The following is a 14,014-nucleotide window of genomic DNA, read 5'->3' on the forward strand; positions in this document are numbered from 1 at the left end:
TCAACCTCCGAGCTTTCCGAGACTGGCGAGATTGGGCAGATCGAAGATCGAAAGATCGGCGGCCTCGGCGGGTGCAGAGGTGCGAACACCGGCGCGCAGCTTGGCCGAGCGGGCCCGTGGATTGGCCTCCGCCTCCGCATCGCTGGCGGACACCATCGATTTGCCGATGGGCTCGAAGGTTGCTGGCCGCTCATGCACGATCGGCATGTGGCGCGATCCCACGGCACGACCGGACCGATCGGCGAAGAATTTCTTGACGATACGGTCTTCCAGGGAATGGAAGGTCACGACGACAAGCCGACCACCCGGCTTGAGCGCGCGTTCGGCGGCGAACAGCGCCTGAGCCAACTCGCCAAGCTCGTCGTTGACGAAGATGCGAAGCGCCTGGAAAACGCGGGTAGCGGGATGAATCTTGTCCTTGGCCTTTCGCGGCGTCACGATCTCGATCAGGCCGGCCAGATCGCGGGTGGTCACGAAGGGAGCTTCGGCACGCCGCTTCTCAATCGCATGCGCGATGCGTGGCGCCTGTTTTTCCTCACCCAGAAAGACGAAGATGCGAATGAGGTCCGCCAGCTTGGCGCGATTGACGACGTCGGCCGCCGATACGCCGCTTGCCGACATGCGCATGTCGAGCGGGCCACTCTTATTGAAGGAAAAGCCGCGCTCGGCCTCGTCGATCTGCATGGAGGATACGCCGATATCGAGCACGATCCCGTCAAGGCCGCCCTCAGGCGCATGGTCGGCAAGCTGGGAGAATTGCGATTGAATGAGCTTGAGGTGCCCCGCATGGGCTTCAACGATCGCCTGCCCCGCCGCAATCGCCGTCGGATCACGATCGAGCGCGATCACATCGGCACCGGCTGCAAGCATGGCCGAGGTGTAACCGCCAGCCCCGAACGTTCCATCGAGGATAACTTTGCCGGGCGCAGGCGCCAGCGCCTCGAGCACTTCGGAAAGGAGAACCGGAATGTGACGAACTGGTCCGCCACCGGCATCAGTCAAACCTCCGCCTGAATTCGCCACCATTCCGTTTCCCCGCTCTATTCCGAGCGCCTGCCCGCCAGCCTGCGCTCCTCTCGTGCCTGCGCCTGCAAGGCCTGAAAAGCCTCCGGTCGCCACAATTGAAAATGATCCGCCCGCCCGACGAAAGTCACTTCGCCAGTAATGCCGGTGAAGTCGCGGATGAAATCCGTGATCATCAGCCGCCCCTCGGCATCGAGCTTCATAAAGACCCCGCCCCCGTGAATCAGGAGCGACATCTGGTTCGCCGCCGGCGAAAAAGGATCGTCCGCCGCAATCTGCCGCTCGAATCGATCGAGCAGATCGAGGCCGCCGACGCTGATCGCCGGAAACACAAAATCCTGGAAGCAATACAGCTCCTGGATATTGCGCTCGGCCAGCACGGAACGGAATGCCGCCGGCACGGAAACCCGCCCCTTGACATCGATCCGGTTGGTCGCATTCGACAGGAAGCGGTTCATGACGCGAAACACCCGTCCCCCATGATCCGCAAGCAATCACGCACTCACGGACACAGCCAAAATCGGACACAGCTTCGCAAGCCGAAAGAGCCAACGCCCCTTCGACACCCCCCTGATGAGGGCAATCCCGGCTTTGCGATGATTGGGCTCTGATTTGCCCGTTTGCAGTGTTGTTTTGGGATACCATGGGACCATATGGGCGTCAATGGGATGAAGCCGCATCGGGCGCGGCCACACCCTGAATATTCATAAGCCGTTAAGTTTAACGAAAGGTTAGGATCGCCTTCAGCGGGCGCCCCGAAACGGATTGTTTTCACAAGCGAAAACGCTCGCCCGCGATGACCGGAAACCCCGGGGAACCGGGGCGTCCGGCGGCCCTCGAAATTATTTGCGGAGAGCGAAAAGGCCCATCCGAAAAAAGGGGCGATGATTTGCCAGTTGGCCTGTAAGCCGGGTTCTGTATGGCTCCGGCCGAGGCCGGAACGTGGCAGCCATTCATCTGGGACGGCGCTTGCGCGACGCCTCTTGCAACCCACCCGGATGACCGGCCCGGAAACAGGCTGGAGCGCTTGCGCGTTCCGCGTCATCCCTATTCGGTTTTGCTCCCGGTGGGGTTTTCCGTGCCGTCGCTGTTTCCAGAGACGCGGTGGGCTCTTACCCCACCCTTTCACCCTTACCCGATCCTGAGACCGGGCGGTTTGCTTTCTGTGGCACTTTCCCTGAGGTTGCCCTCGCCGGACGTTATCCGGCACCGTGTTTCCGTGGAGCCCGGACTTTCCTCACCTCATCGCCTTTCGGCATTGATGAAGCGCGGCTGCCCAGCCAACTGGCACTGGCTCATTAACTGAGACTTCAGGCAATTGCCACCTAAATATGCGGCCCGGTTTCCGTCCAATGCTAGCTGCGGAAATGCGCAGAGAAATCCGTGCTGTAGCCTTCATCCTTGATTCGACCCGCGAGCAGCAGTTCCGCTCCCAGCCGGCCGATCTCGTCCGAGCTCTTGGCAGCTGTGCCGCAGCCGCCGGTCAGTACCGCGACGCGCGGCGAAGAGGTGTAGCCGATCATCGGATAGCCTGACGGAGAATAGGAGACGGCGCAGGAATTGGTGAAGGCCGGCGGGCGGGCCACGCTGGGAACGAGATCGTGGAATCTCCGCACCAGATGTTCGCGCGCCTTGTCGCGGCCGGCGGTGCGGAACCAGGCCCGGAGTTCCGGTTCGCTCTCGAATTGAAGGTCGTCGGGATCGCCGCCGATCTTGATGTAGTATTTGCCGTCCGGGTAGCGGATCGGCGGCAGCATATAGATGCTGTCCACGTCATCAAGCGCTACAGATATCAGTGACGGCATGCCGGAAAGAGCCCCGGCTTCGGCCTCGCTGACCTCGAAAAAGGTGACGGTGCGGCCATAAACCTTCATCTCAACCGGTCGCGGCAACAGATTCTCGGCAATGGAGAATCCGCCTGCGGCCAACAGGATCTTCTCGGCGCTGAACGTCTCACCTTCGGCGGTCGTGACAACTGCCAGGCCGCCCTCATCACGGATCGACAGGGCGGTCTGTTTGATCACCCGCGCTCCCGCCTTTTCCGCCAGCAACGACTGCGCTTTCACCAGCCGCCGTGGGCTGATATGGCCGGCCCCGCGCGCCTCATAGACGCCTTCGCTTCCCGATGCGAAAGAGAAGAACGGAAACTTCGTCTTGAGCCCGGCATCGTCGAGAATGTCGGCCTGAACACCTAGCCGCTCCGCCGCATCCACCACGTCGCCGACATAGCCGCTATCGCCGCCGCGCTTCGGGCCTGCGACCAGGCAGCCGACAGGTGCATAGAACTGGATACCGCTATCCCGTTCGATTTCCGCGTAGCGGCTGATCGAGCGGTTGGCGAGGCGAGCCCAATCGGTATCGGGGTCGATCGTACGGGTAATACGGCCCTCGTCGTAGTGACTGCCGAAGACACCCTGATGGCTGGTGCGGTCCTCGGGTTCATCCGGCCCGATGACGGCAATGCCATCCGTTTGCCCGGCGAGATGACGGGCGGCAGCCGCCCCCATCATTCCCCGGCCGACGACGATGAACCTGAAATCCGCTGCCATGCTACGCCCTCTCAAATAACAGCGGATTCGATAGCATGGAAAGCGATTCAGCCCCACCCGCAAATGCTCAGTGGACGGCTGTCAGTCCAAAAGCGCCAGCACCTTGCCGCAATAGCGCTTCGAGACCGGGTTCATGCGCGTCGCGCCATGGCCGGCATTGTATTTGAGAATGGTATTGCAGGTCTGCCCGCCGCCGAGATCCTGAGCCATGGCAAGGTATTTCATACCGAACTTGATGTTCGTTTCGGGATCGAAAAGCCCCTTGGCCCGGCCGGCGTACCCCATCAGTCGGGCCGTTGCCGGCTTGATCTGCATCAGGCCGATTTCCCCGGCACTCCCCCGCGTTTTCGGATTGAAATTGCTTTCGATCTGAACGACGGCAGTTGCCAGTTGCACCGGCACGCCGTTCTGCTTTGCATATTTGGCAATGAGATCGGAATAGCGATTCTGCCGCACAAAGGCATTTTCAGCGTCACGTAATTCGGCGGGAACGTTCGGCACCGGATAGCCGGTGGTACGATAAGCGATCTTCAAAGGAACCGTTTGACTTTTCTCGCCCCGCTGACCCGCAAAGGCGCAATCATACCCCGCCAGCAGCACGCCCACGCATGCTACAGCCGCAACAATTAAATTTTTCATGCAGTCTTTTGTCTCCAGGCGCGGGACCGCGGACGGCCTCAAGCCGTCATGTCCGGCTGGAGGCAAAAAGAGCCGCCGGAGTGCACAGTCCCCATTAGTCGTCTACGGCCGCGCGACACACAAAACCAAACTGCGCGACCGCCGTTCAGCGAGCGTCGTTAGACCAGTGCAATGCGGAGATAATAGGGAAATGATGTGGCGCAGCAGGGGGTTACGCTTTTTCGCACTGATAGCCGGCTATAAAGATGGCCAGCACCCCTCACCTTTCTATGAAAAGCGAGGCAGCGCGGACAGAAGACGATGGAGCGTATCGATCGTGGAAAAATCGGCGATGCCATCCACACGCTGCGGGCGGAAATGGCGCTGGAAAGCCTCGACGTCTCCCTTCAGCCTTTCCGAGAATTCACCAGTGATTTCAGTTTTATAGCCATAGAGCGAGAGCATGGATTGCAGTGCTTCGATCGGCTGGCCCACATCCCCCTTCTGGAAAAATCGGCCGCCGGTAATCGCAGCCGGCTCAACCCAGTGCCCGACGCCCTCAGCGGCGAGCCGGGCCCAGGGGAATTTCTCGCCCGGATCGACCTTGCGCACGGGGGCTACATCGGAGTGTCCGAGCACCCGCTCGGGTGCGATTGCCCAGCGTTGGCCGCAATCACGACACAGTTCGATGACCGCTTCGATCTGCGCATCGGGGAAATCCGGCAGCCCTCCGGGATGGCCGGCGTTGGCTATTTCAATACCGATCGACAGTGAATTGATATCGGCCTCATTGTGCCAGGTGCTCTTCCCCGCATGCCAGGCACGGCGCTCCTCCGGCACGAGCTGAATGACCCGCCCGTCCTCGAAGACGAAATAATGGCTGGATACCTGGCTCTCCGCGCGACAGAGCCAGTCCAGCGCGCCCTCGGCCGTACCCATGCCGGTGTAGTGCAGAAGGATCATGTCCGGTTTGCGCCCATCCCGCCGCTCGCCGTGATTCGGCGAAGGCTGCACCATGGCGCGAGCGAAATCGGCCGGAAAGGCATTCATGCGGCGCGGCGTTCTTTCTCGATTTCAGCGTAAGCGGCGTTTAGAGCGGCCATACGCTCGTTGGCGATGAGGTGGAACTCCTCCGGCACACCGCGCGAGACGAGACGGTCAGGATGGTTCTCATAGACAAGGCCGTGATACCGGCGGCGGATCGTCGGGAAATCATCATGGCGCGATACGCCGAGTATCTTGTAGGGGTCGCGTCCACCGCTCACATGGCGCGCCATGATCTGATCGAACCGTTCCTCGCTCATATGGAATATCTCGGCCACATGTTGCAGGAAGGCCATTTCCTTTTCGTGGATCAGCCCGTCAGCCTTGGCAATGTGAAACAGGCCGTCGAGCACGTCTTCCAAAACAGGGCAATTCTTGGTGCAGGTCACGCAAAGCGACGAGAGCCGCTCCGCGTAGGCTTCGTAGCCCGCCACATCCTGCCGTGCCAGATTGTAGAGACGAGCGACGTTCTTGGCCTGATCCGGCGGAAACTCGAAGATCTCGCGGAACGCGTTGACCTCGTTTTCGGTCACAATGCCGTCAGCCTTCGCCATCTTGGCGGAAAGGGCGATTATCGCGACGGAAAACGCCACTTTGCGGCGGGTTTCCGGATCGCCCTCGAACAAGGTTCGAATAGCCTCGACCACTGCCGACAGGGCATTGCCAGCGGTGCCACCGATAGCATTCAGCAATTTTTCCCAAAACGACATATTGGTCCCGACGGCTCTCATAGACAGTAGAATACCTTGACCAAATAATGCCTGCCATTGCAAGCAGTCCATTCGTCGCAAGGCGGAAAACACTTTTCACAATTTGGTAATGATGGCGTGTTCCAAACCGCATCCGACCGCGCGTTCGCGAGCAGATAAAGCGCGCGTTTCTTAAATTCTTTACTTTACAGCCATGCACGCCTGTCGCATCCATTCCCACCGCAACCATTGAAATGAAGCAGCTTGACTGCAAGGAGGATCTCCATGGCCAAACAGAAAGTCGCAATGCTCACTGCCGGTGGATTGGCGCCCTGTCTTTCTTCCGCCGTTGGCGGGCTGATCCAGCGCTATACCGACGTGGCGCCCGATCTCGACATCATCGCCTATCGGTCTGGCTACCAGGGGGTTCTGCTGGCTGACAGCATCGGGGTGACGCCGGCCATGCGCGAGCGTGCGCACCTGTTGCATCGTTACGGCGGCTCTCCGATCGGCAACAGCCGCGTAAAGCTCACCAATGCCGCCGACTGCGTCAAGCGCGGCCTGGTCAAGGAAGGTGAAAACCCGCTGCGCGTCGCAGCCGAGCGTCTCGCCTCCGATGGCGTCACCATTCTTCACACGATCGGCGGCGACGATACGAACACCACGGCCGCCGATCTTGCCGCCTATCTCGGGGCCAACGGCTACGACCTGACCGTCGTCGGCCTGCCGAAAACGGTCGACAACGACGTCGTGCCGATCCGCCAGTCTCTCGGCGCCTGGACGGCAGCCGAGGTCGGGGCGCATTTCTTCGACAATGTCAGCAACGAACAGACCGCCGCACCGCGCACCCTCGTCATCCACGAGGTCATGGGACGGCACTGTGGCTGGCTGACGGCGGCCACTGCCCGCGCCTATATTCAAAAGACCGCTGCCAACGAATATATCGACGGCTTCATGATGAATGCCGAGATGAAGAGCATCGACGGCCTCTATTTGCCTGAGATGGCCTTCGACATCGAAGCCGAAGGCGAGCGCCTTCGTTCCATCATGGAAAAGACCGGCCAGGTGACGCTGTTCGTATCGGAAGGTGCGGCCCTCGACGCCATCGTCGCCGAGCGCGAAGCCGCAGGTGAAAGCATCAAGCGCGACGCCTTCGGCCATGTGAAGATCGACACCATCAATGTCGGCGGCTGGTTCCAGAAGCAGTTTGCCTCGATCATCGGCGCCGAGCGCTCGATGGTACAGAAATCGGGTTATTTCGCCCGCTCCGCGCCGGCAAACGGCGAAGATCTTCGCCTTATCCAGGGCATGGTCGATCTCGCGGTGGAAAATGCACTCAACAAGGTATCCGGCGTCACCGGCCACGACGAAGGCCAGGGCGGCAAGCTGCGCGTCATCGAATTCCCCCGAATCAAGGGCGGCAAGGCATTCGATCTCTCGCAGCCGTGGTTCGCCGACGTGATGGACCACATCGGGCAGAAATACACGCAAGCCTGATTGATCGGCGATCAAGCGGCCTGATCGATGATCAAGCGGATTGACGGATCGTAAATCCGATGTCTTTGCTGGCGGCGAAAAAGGAATAGAGGAGGATTCCATGTCCATCGAAACCTGGCTCGCTTTCGCCGCCACATCCTGCATCATGCTGGCCATACCGGGGCCGACCATTCTCCTTGTCATCTCCTATGCCCTCGGTCACGGTCGCAAAACGGCGCTGGCGACCGTAACGGGCGTGACGCTTGGCGACTTCACGGCGATGACCGCCTCGCTCGCGGGCCTTGGCGCCATTCTCGCCGCATCCGCATCGCTGTTCACGATTCTTAAGCTGATCGGCGCGGCTTATCTCGTCTTCCTCGGAATCAAGCTCTGGCGAGCCCCGATCGTGACCGGCCCGATGGGCGATAACGACAATCTCCCCGAGGAGAAGCCGTTAAAGATCATGTTGCACGCTTACGTTGTAACCGCCCTCAACCCGAAGAGCATCGTTTTCTTCATCGCTTTCGTGCCGCAGTTTCTCGACATGTCGAAGCCTTTCCTTGAGCAAACGCTTATTTTGGAGGCAACTTTCCTCACTCTCGCCGCATTGAATTCGCTGCTTTACGTCTTCGTCGCCGACATGGCGCGCGGGTTTATCCGCAAGGCAAGCGTGCAACGCGCCGTCAACCGCACAGGCGGAACCCTGTTGATTGCCGCGGGTGCTGTGACCGCCGGATACCGCCGGATGGCCGCTTGACGCCGTCCAGGGTTGCGGCGCGATCACGGATAGGTTAATGGGGATTCATAATTTTATCGATCCTGTGGCCGAATTGTGCGGTCCTGTGGCCGATTTGCATCGCAAATTAGGTTTGGTTTTTTCGAAAGTGACAGAATGGTAGCGATCGGATTTCCCAGCCTGAAGCGCAGCGTTGCCTTGTCGGCAATGATGTGCGGCGCTCTTGCGGGGTGCGCAAGCACTCAGCAGCAGGCGTCTCAGGCAGAACTCCCGTCGGCACACACCAACGTGCCGCATCCGAATACGGCCCCGACCGCAACTGGCGTTGCCTCGTCCACGGGCGGCGTTGCGATGGCTTCAGCCGCTCCTGCATCTTCGACGGTTCCCGTATCGAATGAACCGCAGCAGGCAACCTTGGCAAAATCCGGCCGTGTAACGGCGGGTGCGGTCAACCAGCAGCAGATCGACGCCGCTCAGGCTCGCTTCGGTGCTCCGGCGGCAACCGCGAACGCACCGAGCCAGGGAACGGTGGCCATTGCGGCGGCTACAGGCATGCCTGCCACCAGCACCTCGACCGCAGCCGCCTATGCCGCATCGGACGTGCCGCTCATACCCTCCGTGGTCGCAATCCCGATACCCAATCCGGCGCGCCCCGGCGACGCGGCACTCACGCCGGTCTCGAGTTCGGTCGCTGATGCGGCGGCAACCATTCCGATGACCTCGGACGTCGCCGCCATCCAGGCCCCAGTGCCGATGCCCCGCCCCGATTCCCGCCCCGCGACGGAAGTCGCCTTCGTTTCGCCGGCGCAGATGGGCCTGCCGCGCTATGCGGATAACCGCATGCATTACGATTTCAACTTCGACACCACCGGCCCCACGGTCGTTACGGCTGTCTTGACCAGCCCGAGTTATGATTCCGATGTTCCCGCCGCTGAAAAAAGCTACGTTTCGAGGCTCATTCAGAAGTACGCCAAGATCTACGAGATCCCGGAATCGCTGATCCATCGCGTTGTCCACCGCGAGAGCCGTTACAATCCGAAAGCCTATAATCGGGCCGGATATTTCGGTCTCATGCAGATCAAATACAACACGGCCAAGTCGATGGGCTATGAAGGCCCTCCCTCAGGCCTGCTCGATGCCGAGACCAATATCAAATACGCCGCCAAATATCTGCGTGGTGCGTGGATGACAGCAGACAGCAAGGCCGAAAACAAAGAAACGAATGCCGTGCAGCTCTATGCCCGCGGCTATTACTACGATGCCAAACGCAAGGGCCTGTCCAGCGTCGCCAACGGCGACTATTGATTTCTCAAGGAAGCTTTAGAAAGCCGGCCTAGTTTGTGGCCGGCTTTGTTGCATCCAGGATCCGCTTGAGCAGAATTTGCGGCCTGTAATCCGCCCAGGCCGGCGTCAATCCCATCCGCACCACAACAAGATTGGCCGAAGGAACGATGGCAACAGTCTGGCCATCGTGACCACTCATCCAGAAAGTATCAGGGGGCAAGCCGAATTGCGCGTTCGAACCGCCGGGACCGGCGAGCCAGGCCTGAACTTGCGAATACACCCCTTCCGAAGCCGTCGTCGGCGTGCGCATGGCCCCCACAAAGCCCTCCGGCAACAAGCGCTGTCCTTTCCAGACGCCATCCTGGAGCAGGAATTGCCCGAAGCGCGCCCAATCGCGAGCGGTGGCGTAGAGATAGGAACTGCCGACATAGGTGCCGCGCTCATCTGCCTCGAGCACCGCACTGTGCATGCCAAGCGGCCCGAAAAGCGCCTCGCGCGGATAGGATATGGCCGCACTCAGGTTCGGCAGCCGGTTCATCCAGAGCCTTGAGAGTAGCGTTGCCGTACCGCTGGAATAGTTGAAGCGTTCTCCAGGCGCGGCCACCTGGCGCGCATTGGCCACGATGCTGGTCGTGTCCGGCTCGAGATAAAGCATGCGGGTCACGTCCGATACGTCGCCATAGGCCTCGTTGAAGGCAAGACCGCTTTCCATGGCGAGAAGGTCGCTGAGCTTGATATTCTTGCGCGCATCGCCACTCCATTGCGGCAGGAGATTTTGGTCGTCGAAAGACATGCGGCCGGCCAACATGAGGCGGCCGATGATGGCGGCGTTGACTGTCTTTGTCATAGACCAGCCAATCAGGGGCGTTCCCTCGTTGAAACCGTCGCCATAGGCCTCGGCTACGATATGCCCGTCTTTGACGACGACAACGGCGCGCATCGCTGGCCCGGCAAGATCCGGGTTTGCCACCAGCTTAGCAAACTTGGCGTCTTGCTCACCCGAACCGAGCGTGACCGTATTGCCATCAGGCCAGAACGCATCGCTCTTCGGCGTCTTCAGCTTGTTCAGGAAGACCGCGCCGCGTGCTGCCTGGAGATCGCCATCGGGCACCGTCGTGCAGCCGAGCGCACCGCGATAGAGCGCATAATTAGGCGCAAACATTCCAAGGAAGCGCGCTCTGACGACGCCTTCGTCGCGGTCGACCGAAACATGGATAAGCTTCAACGCCGGATTGCCCGGTGCCTGCACGTCATCCGCCAGCACCTGATCCGGGTCCCGTTTGGCGACAAACGTGTTGGAACACACCATCTTGGCGGCATAGCCATCGCCGACCCTGAGCAATTCCGGCGGGTAAACAGAGAGCCAGACGGCTCCGCCTGCGACAATGATCAGCAGCAAAACAACAAATGCTCCGATCACTCTCGATATCAAACGCATGTCACATACCCTCCAAAAGGTAGGCGGAGACAAGCAGGAAACGCAGCAAGATGAAAGAGCTATCGTCGCTGCCGCCACTCAAATATGTGCAGGGCCATATCTCGACCGAATCTGCCAACAGCCCGCGTCATCAGACTGTAGCATTGCCGGGTTAAACGCGCTGAACCCTGACAAATTGGTGACAAGACTCAGATGACGGAATTCGCCCCAGACGCCGGTCTCCAAAAGAACCGGAAACTCAAGGACGCTCTGCTGCAACATAAGGCGTTGTCCAAGGCCGGCCTTTCGGAGCGCCTCTTCGGCATGCTGTTTTCCGGTCTTGTCTATCCGCAGATCTGGGAGGATCCGGATGTCGACATGGAGGCGATGGAACTCCAGCCACATCACCGCATCGTTACCATCGGCTCTGGCGGCTGCAATATGCTCGCCTACCTTTCGCAGAACCCTTCCTCGATCGATGTGGTCGATCTCAACCGCCACCACATTGCTTTGAACAAGCTGAAGCTGGCCGCTTTCCGGCTGCTGCCCGGCCATGTGGATCTGGTGCGTTTCTTCGGCACGCCAGGCGTTGCCGCCAACAGCGAGGCCTACGACCAGTTTATCGCGCCGCGGCTGGACGAAGCTACCGCTTCCTATTGGGGTGGCCGCGACATGTATGGTCGTCGCCGCGTCACGGTCTTCAATCGTAACATTTACAAGACCGGTCTCCTCGGCCGCTTCATCGGTGCCGCGCATGTGCTGGCGCGCCTGCACGGCGTGCGCCTCGCCGGGATGACGGAAGCCCGCACTCTCCGCGAGCAGCGCCAGTTCTTCGAAAACGAGATCGCCCCGATCTTCGACAGGCCGGCGGTTCGCTGGTTGCTCGGTCGCAAGAGCTCGCTCTTCGGTCTCGGCATTCCGCCCCAGCAATATGATGAGCTTGCAAGCCTTGCCGGCGATGATTCGATTTCTGCTGTATTGAAGCACCGCTTGGAAAAGCTGGCATGCCACTTCCCGATGCGGGATAACTATTTTGCGTGGCAAGCCTTCGCGCGCCGCTACGCCGGCCAGCATCAGGGTCCCCTGCCCACCTACCTGAAGCCGGAGCATTATGCCGCAATCCGCGCCAATGCCGACCGCGTCGATGTCCATCACGCCAACTTCACCGAACTCCTGGCCTCCAAGCCGGCAGCCTCCCGCGATCGTTACGTCTTGCTCGACGCGCAGGATTGGATGACCGATGAGCAGCTCAACGGCCTTTGGGCGGAAATCACCCGCACGGCGCGCGAAGGCGCTCGCGTCATTTTCCGCACGGCTGCGGAAAAGAGCATCATCGAGGGCCGCCTGTCACCGGCCATCCGCGATCAGTGGGTCTATTTCGAGGAGCGTTCGCAGGAGCTCAATGCCCAGGATCGTTCGGCGATCTATGGCGGCTTCCACATTTACGGGAAAAAAGCGTGAGCCAGGCGGATACGGGCACGGAAACCGGCTCGAACAATCATGCAAGGCTGATGGACGGCATGTACCGTTATCAGCGGCATATCTACGATCTGACCCGCAAATACTACCTCTTCGGGCGCGACCGCACGATTGAGCAGCTTAACGTGCCCCCGGGTGGCTCATTGCTGGAAGTGGGCTGCGGTACGGGCCGTAACATGCTGCTGGCCTACCGGCATTTCCCTTCCGCGAAGCTTTATGGCCTTGATATCTCGCAGGAGATGCTGATTTCGGCGCGCAACAATTTTCGCGGCCTGAGGCAGATGCCGGATTTTCGCGTTGCAGACGCCACCACGTTTTCTCCCACCGATTTCGGCACTGACGGATTCGACCGCGTGATGGTTTCCTACGCGTTGTCGATGATCCCGGATTGGACGAGCGCGATCGATGCATCGCTTGGTGCAGTCGCCCCCGGTGGCGAACTGCACGTCGTCGATTTTGGCCAGCAGGAAGGTCTGCCGGGCTGGTTCCGGACCCTTCTCAAAGGATGGTTGAAGAAATTCCACGTCACCCCCCGCGCCGATCTTCTGACGGTACTGGAAGAAAAGGCAAAGGCGCGCGGCATGACGCTCAAGACCGAAAAGATCGGTCGTGGCTACGCCTGGAGAGCCGTCGTCGCCAAGCAAGCCGCATAAGCGGCGGCGGAATTCGGCGAGAAATACGGTGCCATCGTGCTTCAAGCATAAGAATTTGCTTGAAGATAACGCATTTTTTACGTTGATATGGTGAATAAAGTGGCAAGGTCGGCTGACAGCAGCTTGGCCTGCCGCTCTTTTGGATTTTCGGGGACCACAATACGGAAGCCAAGTCTTGGGGCAGCCAGATCACTCGCGTCATAACGGGATACTCATGCGCCGGCTTCTGTTGTGCTTAATGCCGCTTGCCCTTTTTTTGAATGGCTGCACGATGGGCTACGACGCTTTTTCGACGGCGTCGCTTCCCAAGACCAGGTTCAGCGATACAAAGCCGCAGGATTTCGGCCGCGACCATCCTGACCGCCATCCCATCCACGGCATCGATATTTCCAAGTACCAGGGCGATATCGATTGGCAGGCCGTCAAGTCTTCCGGCGTGGCCTTTGCCTTTATCAAGGCGACGGAAGGCAAGGACCGCATCGATCCGCGCTTTACCGAATATTGGCGCGAAGCTGCCGCTGCGGGACTTCTTCACACAGCCTATCATTTCTATTATTTCTGCTCGACTGCCGACGATCAGGCGGACTGGTTCATCCGCAACGTACCGAAGGACGCCACAATGCTTCCGCCGGTCATCGACGTCGAATGGAACCCCAGTTCCCCGACCTGCCGCACGAGACCGGCCCCTGAAACGGTGCGGACGGAAATGAAGCGCTTCTTGGATCGCCTCGAAGCCTATTACGGCAAGCGCCCGATCATCTACACCTCGGTCGACTTCCACCGCGAAAATCTCGCTGGTTATTTCAAGGATTACCACTTCTGGGTCCGCTCGGTCGCGAAGCATCCCAAGGAGATTTACGCGAATCGTGACTGGGCCTTCTGGCAGTATACATCCACCGGCCTTATCCCCGGTATCAAAGGGCCGATGGATATCAATGTCTTCGCCGGTTCCGAGCAAAATTGGCACAGCTGGGTGGCGGCAGTACAGAAGCAAGGAAATTCTTGAGTTTGACGCTATTTCTCTCTTGCTTATGTCACAATCTTCT

13 protein-coding genes and 1 other RNA gene are annotated in these 14,014 nt (G+C 59.8%); 6 read left to right on the plus strand and 8 right to left on the minus strand.

From position 1 onward, the window contains the following. From rsmH to AB8B29_RS09545, 7 genes are all read right to left on the minus strand, one after another. Nucleotides 1-1,026 (minus strand): 16S rRNA (cytosine(1402)-N(4))-methyltransferase RsmH, encoded by a 1,026-nt coding sequence (rsmH, locus tag AB8B29_RS09515; protein WP_037202742.1) that lies wholly within the window; start codon nucleotides 1,024-1,026, stop codon nucleotides 1-3. Nucleotides 1,027-1,040: 14 nt separating this feature from the next. Then, complete coding sequence (gene mraZ / locus AB8B29_RS09520) at nucleotides 1,041-1,481, minus strand: division/cell wall cluster transcriptional repressor MraZ (protein WP_037202743.1); 441 nt, start codon at nucleotides 1,479-1,481, stop codon at nucleotides 1,041-1,043. A gap of 430 nt (nucleotides 1,482-1,911) precedes the next feature. Beyond that, nucleotides 1,912-2,311: RNase P RNA component class A (rnpB, locus tag AB8B29_RS09525), an RNA gene on the minus strand. Nucleotides 2,312-2,378: 67 nt separating this feature from the next. Further along, nucleotides 2,379-3,572, minus strand: a complete 1,194-nt coding sequence (locus AB8B29_RS09530; protein WP_113119346.1) for an FAD-dependent oxidoreductase — start codon at nucleotides 3,570-3,572, stop codon at nucleotides 2,379-2,381. Nucleotides 3,573-3,653: 81 nt separating this feature from the next. Continuing rightward, nucleotides 3,654-4,211 carry a transglycosylase SLT domain-containing protein gene (locus AB8B29_RS09535; RefSeq protein WP_113119347.1) on the minus strand — a complete coding sequence of 186 codons (558 nt, stop codon included), beginning with the start codon at nucleotides 4,209-4,211 and terminating at the stop codon, nucleotides 3,654-3,656. A gap of 267 nt (nucleotides 4,212-4,478) precedes the next feature. Then, a complete protein-coding gene (locus tag AB8B29_RS09540) occupies nucleotides 4,479-5,240 on the minus strand; it encodes an N-acetylmuramoyl-L-alanine amidase (RefSeq protein ID WP_047558091.1) in 762 nt (253 codons plus the stop codon). Continuing rightward, nucleotides 5,237-5,944 carry a J domain-containing protein gene (locus AB8B29_RS09545; protein ID WP_037202748.1) on the minus strand — a complete coding sequence of 236 codons (708 nt, stop codon included), beginning with the start codon at nucleotides 5,942-5,944 and terminating at the stop codon, nucleotides 5,237-5,239. Before AB8B29_RS09545 ends, AB8B29_RS09540 begins: the two co-directional genes overlap by 4 nt. Before the next feature lie 264 nt (nucleotides 5,945-6,208). On the opposite strand from AB8B29_RS09545, the gene AB8B29_RS09550 reads away from it, so the two are divergent. The 3 genes from AB8B29_RS09550 (at nucleotide 6,209) to AB8B29_RS09560 (ending at nucleotide 9,440) form a co-directional block, all read left to right on the plus strand. Continuing rightward, complete coding sequence (locus tag AB8B29_RS09550; RefSeq protein WP_037202750.1) at nucleotides 6,209-7,420, plus strand: pyrophosphate--fructose-6-phosphate 1-phosphotransferase; 1,212 nt, start codon at nucleotides 6,209-6,211, stop codon at nucleotides 7,418-7,420. Nucleotides 7,421-7,520: 100 nt separating this feature from the next. Next, a complete protein-coding gene (locus AB8B29_RS09555; protein ID WP_034504243.1) occupies nucleotides 7,521-8,156 on the plus strand; it encodes a LysE family translocator in 636 nt (211 codons plus the stop codon). 135 nt (nucleotides 8,157-8,291) lie between these two features. Beyond that, the gene (locus tag AB8B29_RS09560) at nucleotides 8,292-9,440 is read left to right on the plus strand and encodes a transglycosylase SLT domain-containing protein (protein ID WP_047558094.1); all 1,149 of its coding nucleotides are present in this window, start codon (nucleotides 8,292-8,294) and stop codon (nucleotides 9,438-9,440) included. A gap of 28 nt (nucleotides 9,441-9,468) precedes the next feature. On the opposite strand, the gene AB8B29_RS09565 is transcribed toward AB8B29_RS09560, so the two are convergent. Continuing rightward, entirely contained in the window at nucleotides 9,469-10,857 is a 1,389-nt protein-coding gene (locus tag AB8B29_RS09565; protein ID WP_047558096.1) for a serine hydrolase domain-containing protein, read from the minus strand. Between the two features lie 192 nt (nucleotides 10,858-11,049). Between AB8B29_RS09565 and AB8B29_RS09570 the strand changes: the two genes are divergently transcribed. From AB8B29_RS09570 to AB8B29_RS09580, 3 genes are all read left to right on the plus strand, one after another. Further along, nucleotides 11,050-12,297, plus strand: coding sequence for a DUF3419 family protein (locus AB8B29_RS09570; RefSeq protein WP_113119397.1), 1,248 nt, complete (start codon nucleotides 11,050-11,052; stop codon nucleotides 12,295-12,297). A 50-nt stretch (nucleotides 12,298-12,347) separates the two neighbouring features. Next, the gene (locus AB8B29_RS09575; RefSeq protein ID WP_439006678.1) at nucleotides 12,348-12,968 is read left to right on the plus strand and encodes a class I SAM-dependent methyltransferase; all 621 of its coding nucleotides are present in this window, start codon (nucleotides 12,348-12,350) and stop codon (nucleotides 12,966-12,968) included. Nucleotides 12,969-13,182: 214 nt separating this feature from the next. Next, nucleotides 13,183-13,974 (plus strand): glycoside hydrolase family 25 protein, encoded by a 792-nt coding sequence (locus AB8B29_RS09580; protein ID WP_113119399.1) that lies wholly within the window; start codon nucleotides 13,183-13,185, stop codon nucleotides 13,972-13,974. Nucleotides 13,975-14,014 lie beyond the last annotated feature (40 nt).

Source organism: Rhizobium sp. 11_C7_N12_5 (assembly GCF_051811145.1).
Classification (GTDB): Bacteria; Pseudomonadota; Alphaproteobacteria; order Rhizobiales; family Rhizobiaceae; genus Rhizobium; species Rhizobium lusitanum.